The sequence below is a fragment of the Streptomyces sp. TM32 genome (assembly GCF_004122755.1).
In the GTDB taxonomy this organism is placed as follows: Bacteria; Actinomycetota; Actinomycetes; order Streptomycetales; family Streptomycetaceae; genus Streptomyces; species Streptomyces sioyaensis.
On the sequence record NZ_SDIG01000006.1, the window covers coordinates 48,223 to 62,957 of the forward strand.

Below are 14,735 nucleotides of genomic sequence, written 5' to 3' on the forward strand. Positions count from 1 at the left end.
TTGCGACCGAGGAACGATCTTGGTGAGATCAAGTCAGTCCCAAAGGGAGGGGGTCTTTTTCATGAGCTCGCTGGACGACTGCAGCGATCAAGACCTCCTCAGCCGCCACGTCGCCGGCGACCCCCATGCGTTCGGGGAAATCGTCCGGCGCCATCGCGACCGGCTCTGGGCGGTGGCGCTGCGCACCCTCGGGGACCGCGAGGAAGCCGCCGACGCCGTGCAGGACGCCCTGGTGTCCGCCTATCGCGCGGCCCATACCTTCCGCGGCCAGTCCGCCGTCACCACCTGGCTGCACCGCATTACGGTCAATGCGTGTCTGGACCGAGCCCGCAAGGCCGCCTCTCGGCGCACCTCGCCCGTCGCCGAGACCGAGCGGCTGGAGCAGCTTCTCGAACCTGAGGAATCCGCCGCGGCGCCGGCCGAGCGTGAGGATCTGCACCGCGAGTTGCTCGGTGCCCTGCGCACCCTCCCCGAGGAGCAGCGTGCCGCCCTGGTCCTCGTCGATATGCAGGGCTACCCCGTCGCGGAAGCCGCAGAGATTCTGGAGATCCCCACCGGAACGGTGAAAAGCCGCTGTGCACGGGGCCGTGCTCGGCTCCTTCCCTTGGTCACCCATCTGCGCGGCGACGACGGGGGTAGCAATGCCGCGAGCGGGGGAAGGAACCGGGCGCAGGGGACATCCGTCCCACCGACGGCAGGACCGAAGGACACAGGTGCCGTGAAGGGCGGAGGTGGGCGAGCGTGACATCGACTACCGGCACGGGGGAGCACCCCACTGAGCACCCGGAGGTCGCCGAGATCTCCGACCTCACGGACGGGCTGCTGTCCCCCACCCGCACCGCGGATCTGCGCCACCATCTCACCACCTGCGCACTGTGTGCGGACGTCTACGCCTCCCTGGAGGAGATCCGGGCGCTGCTGGGCACACTCCCCGGCCCGGTGCGGATGCCGGCCGATGTCGCCGGTCGCATCGATGCCGCTCTCGCGGCCGAGGCGCTGCTGGATGCCACTGCTCCCGCCGGCGGGGTCACTGTTTCACGTGAAACAGTCGCCGCTCCGGTCACCGTTTCACGTGAAACCAAGGACGAGCCGCCCAGCCGCGCCACGCCGCCCACCCGGCCCGCCGGACGCCCCCGGGGCTCCTCGGGTCCGGGTCGGCCATCGCCGGGGAGTCGATCCTCCCGTGCTCGGCGCTGGCCCCGGATCCTGCTCGGGACCGCAGCGGCCGCGGCGGTCCTGAGCTTCGGGGGCTTCCTTCTCCAGAACGCCGCTCTCGACGGCACCCAGGCAAGCACCCCCCACCCCCAAGCCACCACCGAGAAGAGCACCACTGCGGCAGGCGAGCTGACCGCCGCCAACCTTGGCTCACATGTCCACGATCTGCTCGCGGCCAAGGGCTCGCACAAAACCCCGGACCTCGGCACCCGGAGCTCCCCCGACAGCCCGCTGCGCGGCAGTGCCGACACCGTTCCGTCGTGTGTCCGCCAGGGCACCGGGCGTCCGGAAGCTCCGCTCGCGTCCAGCCACACCCGTTACCAGGGCAAGGACGCCTACCTCGTGGTGCTGCCGGACCCGGCCGACCCGAAGCGTGTCTCTGCGTATGTCATCGCGTCCTCGTGCGTCTCCGCCACACCACCCGCTCCCGGAAAGGTCCTGCTGACGCACTCGTACCAGCGAGGCTGAGTGACGAGACGTGCGCTGTGACACTCCGGGAATGCTCGCCCCGTAGGATCCGTTGGGTGGGGTGAGAGATTCCGAGAGCCCCAGCAAGCAGTCGGCAGAGACAAGGAAGACACCCGTGAGCGACGTCCGCAACGTGATCATCATCGGCTCCGGGCCCGCGGGCTATACCGCAGCGCTCTACACCGCCCGCGCGTCCCTGAAGCCGCTCGTCTTCGAAGGTGCTGTCACCGCCGGAGGCGCGCTGATGAACACCACCGACGTGGAGAACTTCCCCGGCTTCCGCGACGGCATCATGGGGCCGGACCTGATGGACAACATGCGCGCCCAGGCCGAGCGCTTCGGCGCCGAGCTGGTGCCGGACGACGTCATCGCGGTCGACCTCTCCGACGAGATCAAGACCGTCACCGACTCCGCCGGAACCGTGCACCGCGCGAAGACCGTGATCGTCAGCACCGGCTCCCAGCACCGCAAGCTCGGTCTGCCCCGTGAGGACGAGCTATCCGGCCGCGGCGTCTCCTGGTGCGCCACCTGCGACGGCTTCTTCTTCAAGGACCAGGACATCGCCGTGATCGGCGGCGGCGACACCGCGATGGAGGAGGCCACGTTCCTCTCCCGCTTCGCCAAGTCGGTCACGGTCGTCCACCGCCGTGACACCCTGCGCGCCAGCAAGGCGATGCAGGAGCGTGCCTTCGCCGATCCGAAGATCAAGTTTGTGTGGGACAGCGAGGTCGCCGAGATCCACGGCGAGAGCAAGCTGTCGGGCCTGACGCTGCGCAACCTCAAGACCGACGAGACCGCCGAGCTTCCCGTCACCGGACTGTTCATCGCGATCGGCCATGACCCGCGGACCGAGCTGTTCAAGGGGCAGCTGAAGCTCGACGACGACGGCTACCTCAAGGTCGATGCGCCCAGCACGCGTACCAACCTGACCGGTGTCTTCGCCGCCGGCGATGTCGTCGACCACACCTACCGCCAGGCGATCACCGCGGCCGGCACCGGCTGCTCCGCCGCCCTCGACGCCGAGCGGTTCCTCGCTGCGCTGTCGGACGGCGAGGCGACGGCCGAGCCGGACAAGACCGCCACCGTCTGATCCTCGCACCCAGCTTTCCCACCACCCACCCAGTAAGGAGATTGCCATGGCCGGCGCCACGGTGACCGTCACGGACGACAACTTCGAAGAGGTCGTCCTCAAGAGCGACAAGCCCGTTCTCGTGGACTTCTGGGCCACCTGGTGCGGTCCGTGCCGCCAGGTCGCCCCGTCCCTGGAGGCCATTGCCGCCGAGCATGACGAGATCGTCATCGCCAAGCTGAACACCGACGAGAACCCGGCGACCACCGCCAAGTACGGCGTCATGTCGATCCCGACGATGAACGTCTACCAGGGCGGCGAGGTCGTGAAGACCATTGTCGGCGCCAAGCCGAAGGCCGCGATCGTGCGCGACCTGGAGGACTACCTCGCCTGACGCACGCCGTCACGTTTCACGGGAAACGGGCTCACCCCCCACGCGGGGGTGGGCCCGTTCTCTGTTTCACGGGAAACAGCGCCTCACAGCGGCCGCAGCGCGGGCTCCTTCTGCACGGCCCCCAGCAAACGGTCGAGCGCCAGCTCGACGTCTTCCTTCCACGAGATGGTGCTCCGCAGCTCAAGGCGAAGCCGGGGAAAGCGGGGGTGAGGGCGTACGGTCTTGAACCCCACCGCAAGGAGATGATCAGCGGGCAGCACACATGCCGGCTCGCTCCAGCGTGCATCGCCAAAGGCCTCGATGGCTTTGAAGCCGCGCTGGATGAGGTCCTTGGCGACCGTCTGCACCATCACCCGTCCCAGCCCCTGACCTTGGTAGCCGGGAATCAGCCAGGCCGTCAGCAGCTGCACCGCGTCCGGCGACACCGGGCTCGTGGGGAAGGCCGTGGAGCGCGGTACATAAGCCGGTGGGGCGTACATCACGAAGCCCACGGGCACCTCGTCGACATAGACCACCCGCCCGCAGGACCCCCACTCCAGCAGTACTGCCGAGATCCAGGCTTCCTTCTCCAGCTCGGGACGACCCGCCTTTACCGCGGCCTCGCCGCTGACGGGGTCGAGCTCCCAGAAGACACAGGAGCGGCAGCGCTTGGGGAGATCCGGAAGGTTGTCCAGCGTGAGCGGTACGAACCGACGGCCCATGAACCCAGGTCCTCACTTCCCTCGCCTGCCGCACCGCGCAGCACCGTCAGTGCCGCCTGCTCTCTGAGCAGTCCTCCAACGAATCCTCCGACGGCTGCGAGGCTGAACCCCGCGGCCAACAGTCCGGTGCGGCTCACCGATCGCATGGCCCTCTCCTCGGTATGAGGTGTCTCCACATGGATGCGTGCCATACCCGAACGCATCGTAACCACCCTTTACGGGCACGGGTACCGCAAGAGAGCAAAGGGCGGGCCGTGTTCCGGTATCGACTCCGGAACACGGCCCGCCCAGGGCCGAGGGGTCAGCTCACTCTTCCTCGTGGCTCTCCTCGGCCAGGGTCTGGCCCAGGACGCGCCCCTCACCGGGGGCGAGGGTGCCAAGGATGCGCTCCAGATCATCCATCGAGGCGAACTCGACGACGATCTTTCCCTTCTTCTGCCCCAGATCGACCTTCACCCGGGTCTCGAAGCGGTCGGACAGCCGGGAGGCGAGACCCGTGAGCGCGGGGGACACCCGAGTACCCGCACGGGGTCCCTTGGCCTTGCTCGCGCTCTGGGGTGTCGTCCCCATCAGTGTCACGATCTCTTCGACCGAACGGACCGAGAGCCCCTCCGCAACAATGCGACGGGCAAGGTGATCCTGCTCGTCCGAGTCCTCCACGGACAGCAGCGCGCGGGCGTGTCCCGCGGAGAGCACACCGGCGGCAAGCCGCTTCTGTACGGACGGCGAGAGCTTCAGCAGCCGCAACGTGTTGGAGACCTGCGGACGCGAACGCCCGATCCGGTCGGCCAGCTCGTCATGGGTGCACTTGAAGTCCTTGAGCAACTGGTCGTACGCAGCTGCCTCTTCCAACGGATTGAGCTGTGCCCGGTGGAGGTTCTCCAGCAGCGCGTCGAGCAGCAGCTTCTCGTCGTCGGTGGCCCGCACGATCGCGGGGATCTTCTCCAGGCCGGCCTCACGGCAGGCCCGCCAGCGGCGCTCGCCCATGATGAGCTCGTACCGCCCCGGCCCCGTCTGGCGGACCACCACCGGCTGGAGCAGACCCACCTCCTTGATGGAGGTCACCAGCTCGGCAAGGGCATCCTCGTCGAAGACCTCGCGCGGCTGGCGGGGGTTCGGCTTGATCGCATCCAGGGGAACCTCGGCGAAGTGCGCGCCGGATACCTCCGAGACGCCCGTCTCCGATGTCTCCCTCCCGGCCGGTGCTTCCGTTTCACGTGAAACACCGTGCGCCGGCAGCGAGGTCACCTTGGCGGCCGCTACGCCTCGCTCCGGGGTCAAGACCGGTACGGCGGACGGTGACGTCGCACCTTGTCCTGTGGTTCCGACATGGTCCGTGCTCTGCGGTGCCGCGGGGATCAGCGCACCGAGCCCACGGCCCAGGCCTCTACGTCGTTCGCTCACTGCGTCCCCTCCGAGATGCTGTGCTGTGCTTCATAGTTCACGCTGAGGCCCTGGCCCCCGGTCTGCGGGACCCCACGCAATGCGATCTCCCGGGCCGCTTCGAGGTAGGAGAGCGAGCCGCTGGATCCCGGGTCATAGGTGAGTACCGTCTGCCCGTAGCTGGGTGCCTCGGAGATGCGCACCGACCGGGGAATGCTCGTACGGAGCACCTCGTGGCCGAAGTGGCTGCGCACCTCATCGGCGACCTGCGAGGCCAGCCGGGTGCGCCCGTCGTACATCGTGAGCAGGATCGTCGAGACATGGAGCGCGGGATTCAGATGTCCCCGCACCAGGTCGACATTCCGCAGCAGCTGGCCCAGCCCCTCAAGGGCGTAGTACTCGCACTGAATCGGGATCAGCACCTCGGCGCCGGCAACCAGAGCGTTGACCGTCAGCAAGCCGAGAGAGGGCGGGCAGTCGATGAAGATGTAGTCCAGCGGCTGTTCATACGCCTTGATGGCCCGGTCCAGCCGGCTTTCGCGTGCCACCAGCGAGACCAGCTCGATCTCCGCGCCGGCCAGATCGATCGTGGCGGGCGCACAGAACAGGCCCTCCACATCCACGACCGGCTGCACCACATCGGAGAGCGGCTTGCTCTCCACCAGCACGTCATAGATGGACGGCACTTCGGAGTGATGGTCGATCCCCAGCGCCGTCGAGGCGTTGCCCTGGGGGTCAAGGTCGATCACCAGCACGCGTGCGCCGTGCAGAGCCAAGGCGGCCGCCAGGTTCACCGTGGTCGTGGTCTTCCCGACCCCGCCCTTCTGGTTGGCAACCACCATGACCCGAGTCTGTTCAGGTCGGGGCAGCCCCTCACCCGCGCGGCCAAGTGCCTCCACCGCCAGCTGAGCTGCACGACCGATCGGGGTGTCGTCCATCGGGGGCGGCGTTTCACGTGAAACGTCGTCCCCGAACGACTCACTACGGGGACCGGGGACCGGATCGGTCATCGGTCCCGCGATGTTGGCGTCGGACCGCAAGGATTCACTCTCCTCGACAGAGGGCTCGCAATGTTCAGAGCCTGCCATGCTTTCGGCGTCGTGAACCAGTGAGGTCCGTTCTCCTGTGGACGAACCCACTCCTGTGGATACTTCCGTGACCCTTGTGGGCCTGCGGTCGCGCGGCGCGGAGGCCGCACGACCACGGCCGATGATCCCTTGCAGCAGAGAACGACGTTTCACGTGAAACACGATGCCAGCGTCACGTCTGAATGAGCCGCGACACTCCGCCTTGTGTCGTTTTGGCGGCATTTACGGAATTTGCCGATCCCTATTCACGGACCGGCAGACTCCGCGCCTCAATCAGTGCTGATCTGTATCACTCGGGCATCAACGTCGGCGACCCCTCGACACCCGGCTCGCACGGGCCGCCTTCGCCCGCTTCGCCGCGAAGCGCACTCCGCCCGGGCTCTCGCCCACCTCGACCCGCACGACGGTCGAGGGCGGATCCACGATGCCCTCGCCGACATGCACCACCGAGGTCTCCACCACGCCGAGCTTGCTCAGCGCCGCCCGGGCACCCTTGAGCTCCTCCTCCGCGGCATCGCCCTTGAGCGCCAGCATCTCTCCGTACGGACGCAGCAGCGGAACGCCCCAACCGGCCAGCCGGTCGAGCGGGGCCACCGCGCGCGCCGTCACCACATGCACCTGAGGAAGCTTGCCCATGACTTCTTCGGCCCGGCCACGCACGACCGTGACATGGTCCAGCCCCAGCAGCTCAACGACCTCCTGAAGGAAGTTCGTACGTCGCAGCAGCGGCTCCAGGAGCGTGATCTTCAGATCCGGGCGCACCAGAGCGAGCGGGATGCCGGGCAACCCCGCCCCCGAGCCCACGTCACAGACCGAGACGCCCTCGGGCACCACCTCGGAGAGCACCGCGCAGTTCAACAGATGCCGTTCCCACAAGCGCGGCACCTCACGCGGGCCGATGAGCCCTCGCGTCACGCCGGCGTCGGCGAGCAGTTCGCCGTACCGCACGGCCTCCGCAAAGCGCTCGCCGAATACCTCCTCCGCCGCTTTCGGCGGAGGAGGGAGCTCCGCTGCTGCCTCCGTCACGGGAACCGCCCTTCCTTTGGACTGCTTTTTCTGCCGGGAACCCGGGTCAACCACCCGGGATAACACAGAACGCTGACAACTTTTGGCCCCGCCTGCGAGCAGACGGGGCCAAAGAAAAACGGGAGCGCTGAGCGGTCAGGCCGGGAGGACGACCACTCGGCGCTGCGGCTCCTCGCCCTCGGACTCGCTCCGGAGCCCGGCGGCGGCCACCGCGTCGTGGACGACCTTGCGCTCGAAGGGCGTCATCGGGTCGAGCTTCACCGGCTCACCGGTGCCCTTGGCCTCCTCGGCCGCCTTCGCACCGATCTCCGCGAGCTCCTCACGCTTACGCGCCCGGAAGCCGGCGATGTCCAGCATCAGACGGCTGCGGTCACCGGTCTCGCGGTGAACGGCCAGCCGGGTCAGCTCCTGCAGCGCCTCCAGCACCTCACCGTCGCGGCCCACGAGCTTCTGCAGGTCACGGCTGGTCGAGTCGCTGATGATCGACACGGCGGCACGGTCGGCCTCGACATCCATGTCGATGTCGCCGTCGAGATCCGCGATGTCCAGCAGGCCCTCGAGGTAGTCGGCCGCGATCTCGCCTTCCTGTTCCAGGCGGGTCAGGGTGTCGGTGCCCTCGGCGGCAGGGGTCGTGTCCGTCACGAAAGGGACTCCTTCTTACTTCTTCGACGGGTGCTTGGGCTGCTGGCCCTTGCGCTGTCCGGACTTGGTGGTGCGGGACCCGGAGGCGCCGCCCTTCTCCTTGCCGCCCTGCGCGTCCTTCTTCTCCAGCGACTGCTTCTTCCCGGCACCCTGACCGGAGCCCGCCGTGCCGGCGTCCGTGCCACGCGCCGCGGATCCGGCCCGCGTACGACTCTGCGCACCGCCGGCCGGGGCGCCGCCGGTCTGCCGCTTGGCCTTCGTCTGACGCTTGGGCTGCTGACGGTTGTGGCGCGCCTCCTCGGCGGCCTGCTTCGCCGCGACCTCGGCCGGGTCCTCGACGAGCTTGCCGGCCGCCCGCAGCCGCTCCTGACGCTCGGCGAACGCCTTGCTGCCCGGGGTCGGGTTACGACGGATGACGAACATCTGCTGGCCCATGGTCCACACGTTGGTGGTCAGCCAGTAGACGAGAACACCGACGGGGAAGTTGATACCGAAGACGGCGAACATGATGGGGAAGACGTACATCAGCATCTTCTGCTGCTGCATGAACGGCGTCTTCACCGTGAGGTCGACGTTCTTGGTCATCAGCTGGCGCTGCGTGTAGAACTGCGACGCCGACATCAGGACGATCATGATGATCGTGACCACGCGGACGTCGAGCACCGAGGCGCCGAGGCTCTGGATCTTCTCCGCGGTGTCCATGAACTTCGCCGCCAGCGGGGCACCGAAGATGTGCGCCTTCTGCGCGCTCTCCAGCAGCGGCTGGTCGATGACGCCGACCGTCTTGTTCTGGGCGATGTGGCTCAGAACCTGGTACAGCGAGATGAAGAACGGAGACTGGGCCAGAATCGGGAGACAGCTCGAGAGCGGGTTGGTGCCCGTCTCCTTGTAGAGCTTCATCATCTCTTCGGACTGGCGCTGCTTGTCGCTCTTGTAGCGCTCCTGGATCGCCTTCATCTTCGGCTGGAGCGCCTGCATGTTCCGCGTCGACTTGATCTGCTTCACGAAGAGCGGGATCAGGCAGATACGGATCAGCACCACCAGCGAGACGATGGACAGACCCCACGCCGCGCCACTGTCCTTGTCAAAGATGAGGCTGTAGAACGAGTGGAACTGGACGATGATCCAGGAAACAGCGATATAGAGGGGACCGAGGATCGTGTCCACGAATCAGGCTCCTTGGGCGTTGGGCTGAGTCTCGGGCTGGGCGACAGGCTCAGGGACGGTGGGCCCGCCCAGGCGGCTCCTCAGCCGCTGATGCCAAACCGGACGCTTCCGGGGAGGGACGTGGTCGACGCCCCCGAGCGACCACGGATTGCACCGCAGGATGCGCCAGGCTGTCAGCGCAGTCCCTTTCACCGCGCCGTGCCGGTCGATGGCCGTGTAGCCATAGTGCGAGCACGACGGGTAGTACTTGCAGACCGGTCCCAGCAGGGGGCTGATGGTCCACTGATAGATCTTGATCAAAAGCAGCAGCGGGTACTTCACTGTGCGCTCCCTCCCGGGTCCCGTCCGGGGTTCCGGGAGCCCGCGGCGCGGCTGCTGCCGGTCGCAGACCCCGGGGGATTGCAGCCTCGCGGCACCCCTCCCAGCAGCCGCTCGAAGGCGGCGTCCAGGTCGCGGGCCAGCTGATCGTGCTCCGCATCACCCGCACCGGGCAGGGCCCGTACGACAACCAGGCTACCGGCGGGGAGCCGGTCCAGCCGGTCGCGCACGAGATGCCTGAGCCTGCGCTTGACCTTGTTCCGGACGACAGCGATGCCAACTGCCTTGCTCACGACGAAACCCGCACGTGCCGGGGGAACGCTTTCCCCCGACCCGTGCGGGTCCGTTGCACCGCTGCGAAGATGAACGACAAGGAGCGGGCGCCCGGCCCTGCGTCCCCGGCGTACCGCGGTCGCAAAGTCCTCGCGCCGCCTCAGCCGATGCTCGGTAGGCAGCACGTCATGGACCTAGGTTCAGGCTGCTCAGGCAGACAGGCGGGCGCGACCCTTGCCACGGCGGGACGCGAGGATCGCGCGGCCGGCACGGGTCCGCATGCGCAGACGGAAGCCGTGGGTCTTCGCGCGGCGGCGGTTGTTCGGCTGGAAGGTGCGCTTGCTCACTCGGGGGCTCCAGGAATGCTTGTTGTCTCAAGGAGAGACAGATGTGGGGCGTCGACTGGCTGTCACCGTGCGCCCACGAGTAGCTCGCAACGCCTAAGTGCACCGCTACACGATCACTCGAGCGTGATCTTTGCCCATCGGAGGCAGGCGGCAGCAGCCATCGACAACTCGACCTGGTCACGGTACGCGCGGCTACGCCATCCGGTCAAACCGGCTCCTCGGCAGCCCCGGCCGGCCCCGCGCCGGGACACACTATGCACAGCCTGTGGACAACAACTTGAATACCCAGGCCCGCCCTGACTACCGTGGCTGAACTCCGATTCCTTCCCGCCCGTCCTGAGAATCACACATTCGTGGGACTGTGAGAGAGCGTGCCCTGTGGCTGATGTCCCTGCCGATCTTGCCGCAGTGTGGCCGCGGGTACTCGATCATCTCCTTCGTGCGGAGGCCGACGGCCTCAAGCCCAAGGACCAGGACTGGCTCAAGCGCACCCAGCCGCTGGCACTCGTCGCCGACACCGCGCTGCTCGCCGTGCCCAATGAATTCGCCAAGGGCGTGCTCGAGGGGCGGCTGGCGCCACTGATCGGGGAGGCCCTCAGCCATGAGTGCGGCCGCCCGGTCCGGATCGCGATCACCGTCGACGACTCCTCCGAGGAACCCGCGGCACCGCCCGCTCCCGCTGCCCCCCAGCAGCACCAGTCGCAGCAGCAGGCCCCACACTCTCAGCAGTCCCACCAGCAGTCGCGTCAGTCGCCACAGCATGAGCAGTACGACGGCTACGAGCCCCGGCACGACAGCCGGCAGGGCTACGGGCACCAGGGCGACGACCTGCCGGGTGTCCGGCCCGCCTATCCGGACTACCCACAGCCCCGGCACGAGCCCGGAGGCTGGCCGCAGCACTCCCCCATGGCCGGCGGCCCCGGCCCGCGCGACGACTACGGCTGGCAGCAGCACCTGGGCGGCTTCCCCGACCGTGATCCGTACGCCTCCCCGTCGTCCCACGTAGCGCAGCACCAGCAGCGGCAGAACGACTACCGCGGGCAGGCGCCCGACCGCGGCGGGCCGTCACAGCACTCCGACGATCCACGCTCCCGCTACGACCAGCCGCGCCGCGATCTTTCCGAGCACCAGCCCGGCGGGCACGGTGGCCGCTCCGGCATTCCCGGCTCCGGCCCCGGCGCCGTCCTTCCGGCGCCCAGCGGTGCGCCCAGCCCGCTCGCGGCCCAGCCGGCGCCGGCGACCGGCCCCGGGGAGCCGACCGCGCGGCTGAACCCGAAGTACCTCTTCGACACCTTCGTCATCGGTGCCTCGAACCGCTTTGCGCACGCCGCCGCGGTCGCCGTCGCCGAGGCGCCGGCCAAGGCCTACAACCCCCTGTTCATCTACGGGGAGTCGGGGCTGGGCAAGACCCACCTGCTGCATGCGATCGGGCACTACGCACGGAGTCTGTATCCGGGCACCCGGGTGCGGTATGTGAGTTCGGAGGAGTTCACCAACGAGTTCATCAACTCCATCCGCGACGGCAAGGCGGACGCGTTCCGCAAGCGCTACCGCGACATGGACATCCTGCTGGTCGACGACATCCAGTTCCTGGCGAGCAAGGAGTCGACGCAGGAGGAGTTCTTCCACACCTTCAATACGCTGCACAACGCCAACAAGCAGATCGTGCTCTCCAGTGACCGGCCGCCCAAGCAGCTGGTCACTCTGGAGGACCGGCTGCGCAACCGCTTCGAGTGGGGTCTGATCACCGACGTCCAGCCGCCCGAGCTGGAGACCCGGATCGCGATCCTCCGCAAGAAGGCGGTCCAGGAGCAGCTGAATGCGCCGCCGGAGGTGCTGGAGTTCATCGCGTCCCGGATCTCGCGCAACATCCGTGAGCTGGAGGGCGCGCTGATCCGCGTCACCGCGTTCGCCTCGCTCAACCGGCAGCCGGTGGACCTGGGGCTGACCGAGATCGTGCTGAAGGATCTGATCCCCGGGGGCGAGGACGCCGCGCCGGAGATCACCGCGACCGCGATCATGGCCTCGACGGCCGACTACTTCGGGCTGACCATCGACGATCTGTGTGGCTCCTCGCGCAGCCGGGTGCTGGTGACCGCCCGCCAGATCGCCATGTATCTGTGCCGCGAGCTGACCGATCTCTCGCTGCCGAAGATCGGCGCGCAGTTCGGCGGGCGGGACCATACGACCGTGATGCACGCCGACCGCAAGATCCGCGCGCTGATGGCCGAGCGGCGCTCGATCTACAACCAGGTCACCGAGCTGACCAACCGCATCAAGAACGGCTGAGGCCGGCGCGACGGCCCCGCACCGCCAGCACAGGACGCCCAGGGCGCTCCGGGACCGCTCCCGGAGCGCCCTTCGTCGTACAGAGGGGAGACGGCGGGGGGCCTCCCTCCTGGGGCTCCGGGGCCTTTGCGTCGCGAGTCTTCGCGTCGCGCAGTCCTTTGCACCGCGAGGCGTTTCGTCGCGCTCCCGGCTGCCCCGGCGTCGCCCAGTTTTCTCCAGGCGGTCCTGTGAGCTTCCCCGAGCGGCTCCCGCGCTCGTGCCGACGCTCTCCCGAGCCCCCTGCGAGCCGGTTCCGAGTCCGTCCCGAGCCGTCCCAGAGGTGCTTCCGCCACGGATCGATCCGCCCCGCGGGCGTCCCACACCTGTGGAGCGCGCCGGCCGTGTTCGAATCCCGGCCCGGTCACGGCCTCTCTCCACAGATTGGGCAACAAATTTCCTTCCACATCCTGGGGAGGGGAAAGTTATCCCTGTGGGATCCACAGGACGATGAGCTGACGGTGCATCGGGGGAGGTCAGCCGCGTGTGGATTTGTGGCCAACCGCCCTCCACAGGATGTGGACAGCGGATTCGTCCACAGGGGAGGTACGGTCTTGTCCACCGGCCGCCCACAGGCAGGCCGCTGTTGTCCCCAGCTTCTCCACACCCCTGTCCACTGTTCGGCAACGCAACACCCGCTCTCACCGGAGCGAGTGAAAGCCGTCACACCAAGTTGGCTGGTTGGGCTGTGGGGAACCGGGGTAAAGCTGGGGATGGCACTGGGGAGAAGTAGCCGTCCCCTGTGCATCGGGTGTGCAGAACTTCCCGTGGTCCACAGAGTCGCCGGCTTATCCACGGCCGCCGCCCACAGGAGCAGTGGACAAAAAATCCGTGTTGACCTGCGCAAAAGCAGTTATCCACGGTTTCCACAGGCCCTACTACTACGACCACGGATATCTACCGGGGAACTCGTTCGGAAACGGGGCCTGTGCACAAGTTGGCCGCCGGGCATCCGGCATCGGCCGATCCGACTTGACCCCGAGCCGCACCGACTGTCGGTGGCGTGCGTCAGACTGGTCTCCGGCAACTCAGCCGACGACGAAGGCCAGCAGGGCGAGAGCCAGCAACAGCAGGAGGCGGTTTCCGGTGAAGATCCGGGTGGAGCGCGATGTACTCGCGGAGGCAGTGGCCTGGGCGGCCAAGAGCCTCCCGGCCCGTCCGCCGGTGCCCGTCCTCGCGGGCCTGCTGCTGAAGGCGGAGGACGGCGCGCTGAGCCTCTCCGGCTTCGACTACGAGGTCTCCGCACGGGTCTCGGTGGACGCAGAGGTGGAAGAAGAGGGCACGGTCCTCGTCTCCGGCCGGCTGCTCGCCGACATCTGCCGCGCCCTCCCCAACCGCCCGGTGGAGATTTCCACCGACGGTGTACGGGTGACCGTCGTCTGCGGATCCTCGCGGTTCACCCTCCACACCCTTCCTGTGGAGGAGTACCCGGCGCTGCCGGCCATGCCCACCGCCACCGGCACCGTCCCCGGTGAGGTCTTCGCCGCGGCCGCCGCCCAGGTCGCCATCGCCGCCGGCCGTGACGACACCCTTCCGGTGCTCACCGGCGTACGGATCGAGATCGAGGGCGACACGGTCACGCTGGCCTCCACCGACCGTTACCGCTTCGCCGTGCGTGAGTTCCTGTGGAAGCCGGAGAGCCCGGACGCCTCCGCGGTCGCGCTGGTCCCCGCCAAGACCCTGCTGGACACCGCCAAGTCGCTGAGCAGCGGCGACACCGTCACGCTCGCGCTGTCCGGCTCCGGGCAGGGCGAGGGTCTGATCGGCTTCGAGGGCGCCGGACGGCGGACGACGACGCGGCTGCTGGAAGGCGACCTGCCGAAGTACCGCACGCTCTTCCCGACCGAGTTCAATTCGGTCGCCGTGATCGAGACCGCCCCGTTCGTCGAGGCCGTCAAGCGTGTGGCGCTGGTGGCCGAGCGGAACACCCCGGTCCGGCTGAGCTTCGAGCAGGGTGTGCTGATCCTGGAGGCCGGCTCCAGCGATGATGCACAGGCTGTGGAGCGGGTGGACGCGGATCTGGACGGCGACGACATCTCGATCGCCTTCAACCCCGGCTTCCTCCTGGAGGGCCTGTCGGCCATCGACTCCCCGGTGGCGCAGCTGTCCTTCACGACCTCGACCAAGCCCGCGCTGCTGAGCGGCCGGCCGGCCAAGGACGCCGAAGCGGACGACGCCTACAAGTACCTGATCATGCCGGTGCGGCTGTCGGGCTGACGGCCGTGCGTGCGACCCGCGGCGGGCAGCCGCCGTGGGTCGCGGTGCCTTGGCCCCGCCCCGTGCGGCGACCGGCTGAAGGGCCCCTGATGAGCGGCTGAG

15 protein-coding genes are annotated in these 14,735 nt (G+C 68.1%); 6 read left to right on the forward strand and 9 right to left on the reverse strand.

Going from position 1 to position 14,735, the window contains the following annotated elements:
• Nucleotides 1-61 precede the first annotated feature (61 nt).
• The 4 genes from sigM to trxA all read left to right on the forward strand — a co-directional run bounded on the left by sigM (nt 62) and on the right by trxA (nt 3,146).
• Nucleotides 62-745 carry an RNA polymerase sigma factor SigM gene (sigM, locus tag EST92_RS02770; RefSeq protein WP_129279376.1) on the forward strand — a complete coding sequence of 228 codons (684 nt, stop codon included), beginning with the start codon at nt 62-64 and terminating at the stop codon, nt 743-745.
• Entirely contained in the window at nt 742-1,683 is a 942-nt protein-coding gene (locus tag EST92_RS02775; RefSeq protein ID WP_129279377.1) for a zf-HC2 domain-containing protein, read from the forward strand. The genes sigM and EST92_RS02775 overlap by 4 nt, the downstream gene beginning before the upstream one ends.
• A gap of 115 nt (nt 1,684-1,798) precedes the next feature.
• Nucleotides 1,799-2,773 carry a thioredoxin-disulfide reductase gene (trxB, locus tag EST92_RS02780; protein ID WP_129245870.1) on the forward strand — a complete coding sequence of 325 codons (975 nt, stop codon included), beginning with the start codon at nt 1,799-1,801 and terminating at the stop codon, nt 2,771-2,773.
• 46 nt (nt 2,774-2,819) lie between these two features.
• Nucleotides 2,820-3,146 (forward strand): thioredoxin, encoded by a 327-nt coding sequence (gene trxA, locus EST92_RS02785; RefSeq protein WP_006604416.1) that lies wholly within the window; start codon nt 2,820-2,822, stop codon nt 3,144-3,146.
• An 83-nt stretch (nt 3,147-3,229) separates the two neighbouring features.
• Here the strand turns inward: trxA and EST92_RS02790 are convergent, their stop codons facing one another.
• The 9 genes from EST92_RS02790 to rpmH form a co-directional block, all read right to left on the reverse strand.
• The gene (locus tag EST92_RS02790) at nt 3,230-3,847 is read right to left on the reverse strand and encodes a GNAT family N-acetyltransferase (RefSeq protein WP_093484169.1); all 618 of its coding nucleotides are present in this window, start codon (nt 3,845-3,847) and stop codon (nt 3,230-3,232) included.
• A gap of 306 nt (nt 3,848-4,153) precedes the next feature.
• Nucleotides 4,154-5,251: a ParB/RepB/Spo0J family partition protein gene (locus EST92_RS02795; RefSeq protein WP_129279378.1), complete on the reverse strand. Its 1,098-nt coding sequence runs from the start codon at nt 5,249-5,251 to the stop codon at nt 4,154-4,156.
• Nucleotides 5,248-6,318: a ParA family protein gene (locus tag EST92_RS02800; protein WP_129279379.1), complete on the reverse strand. Its 1,071-nt coding sequence runs from the start codon at nt 6,316-6,318 to the stop codon at nt 5,248-5,250. The genes EST92_RS02795 and EST92_RS02800 overlap by 4 nt, the downstream gene beginning before the upstream one ends.
• A 300-nt stretch (nt 6,319-6,618) precedes the next feature.
• Nucleotides 6,619-7,344 carry a 16S rRNA (guanine(527)-N(7))-methyltransferase RsmG gene (gene rsmG / locus EST92_RS02805; protein WP_129245874.1) on the reverse strand — a complete coding sequence of 242 codons (726 nt, stop codon included), beginning with the start codon at nt 7,342-7,344 and terminating at the stop codon, nt 6,619-6,621.
• A 135-nt stretch (nt 7,345-7,479) separates the two neighbouring features.
• Entirely contained in the window at nt 7,480-7,986 is a 507-nt protein-coding gene (locus EST92_RS02810; protein WP_129245876.1) for a R3H domain-containing nucleic acid-binding protein, read from the reverse strand.
• A 15-nt stretch (nt 7,987-8,001) separates the two neighbouring features.
• A complete protein-coding gene (gene yidC, locus EST92_RS02815; RefSeq protein WP_129279380.1) occupies nt 8,002-9,153 on the reverse strand; it encodes a membrane protein insertase YidC in 1,152 nt (383 codons plus the stop codon).
• A gap of 3 nt (nt 9,154-9,156) precedes the next feature.
• Complete coding sequence (gene yidD, locus EST92_RS02820) at nt 9,157-9,474, reverse strand: membrane protein insertion efficiency factor YidD (protein WP_006604423.1); 318 nt, start codon at nt 9,472-9,474, stop codon at nt 9,157-9,159.
• Nucleotides 9,471-9,929, reverse strand: coding sequence for a ribonuclease P protein component (gene rnpA, locus EST92_RS02825; RefSeq protein ID WP_129245880.1), 459 nt, complete (start codon nt 9,927-9,929; stop codon nt 9,471-9,473). The genes yidD and rnpA overlap by 4 nt, the downstream gene beginning before the upstream one ends.
• Before the next feature lie 24 nt (nt 9,930-9,953).
• On the reverse strand, nt 9,954-10,091 hold the full coding sequence (rpmH, locus tag EST92_RS02830) for a 50S ribosomal protein L34 (protein ID WP_003949374.1): 138 nt from the start codon (nt 10,089-10,091) through the stop codon (nt 9,954-9,956).
• Nucleotides 10,092-10,469: 378 nt separating this feature from the next.
• Here rpmH and dnaA point away from each other — a divergent pair, with 378 nt between their 5' ends.
• Both dnaA and dnaN read left to right on the forward strand, forming a co-directional pair.
• Complete coding sequence (dnaA, locus tag EST92_RS02835; protein WP_129279381.1) at nt 10,470-12,380, forward strand: chromosomal replication initiator protein DnaA; 1,911 nt, start codon at nt 10,470-10,472, stop codon at nt 12,378-12,380.
• 1,122 nt (nt 12,381-13,502) lie between these two features.
• Nucleotides 13,503-14,633: a DNA polymerase III subunit beta gene (gene dnaN, locus EST92_RS02845; protein WP_093488890.1), complete on the forward strand. Its 1,131-nt coding sequence runs from the start codon at nt 13,503-13,505 to the stop codon at nt 14,631-14,633.
• Nucleotides 14,634-14,735 lie beyond the last annotated feature (102 nt).

Excerpts from the sequence above, each read along its gene's own strand:
- EST92_RS02800 (WP_129279379.1), bottom strand. The coding sequence starts at position 6,318 with ATGGCAGGCTCTGAACATTGCGAGCCCTCTGTCGAGGAGAGTGAATCC.
- trxA (WP_006604416.1), top strand. The coding sequence starts at position 2,820 with ATGGCCGGCGCCACGGTGACCGTCACGGACGACAACTTCGAAGAGGTC.
- sigM (WP_129279376.1), top strand. The coding sequence starts at position 62 with ATGAGCTCGCTGGACGACTGCAGCGATCAAGACCTCCTCAGCCGCCAC.
- EST92_RS02790 (WP_093484169.1), bottom strand. The coding sequence starts at position 3,847 with ATGGGCCGTCGGTTCGTACCGCTCACGCTGGACAACCTTCCGGATCTC.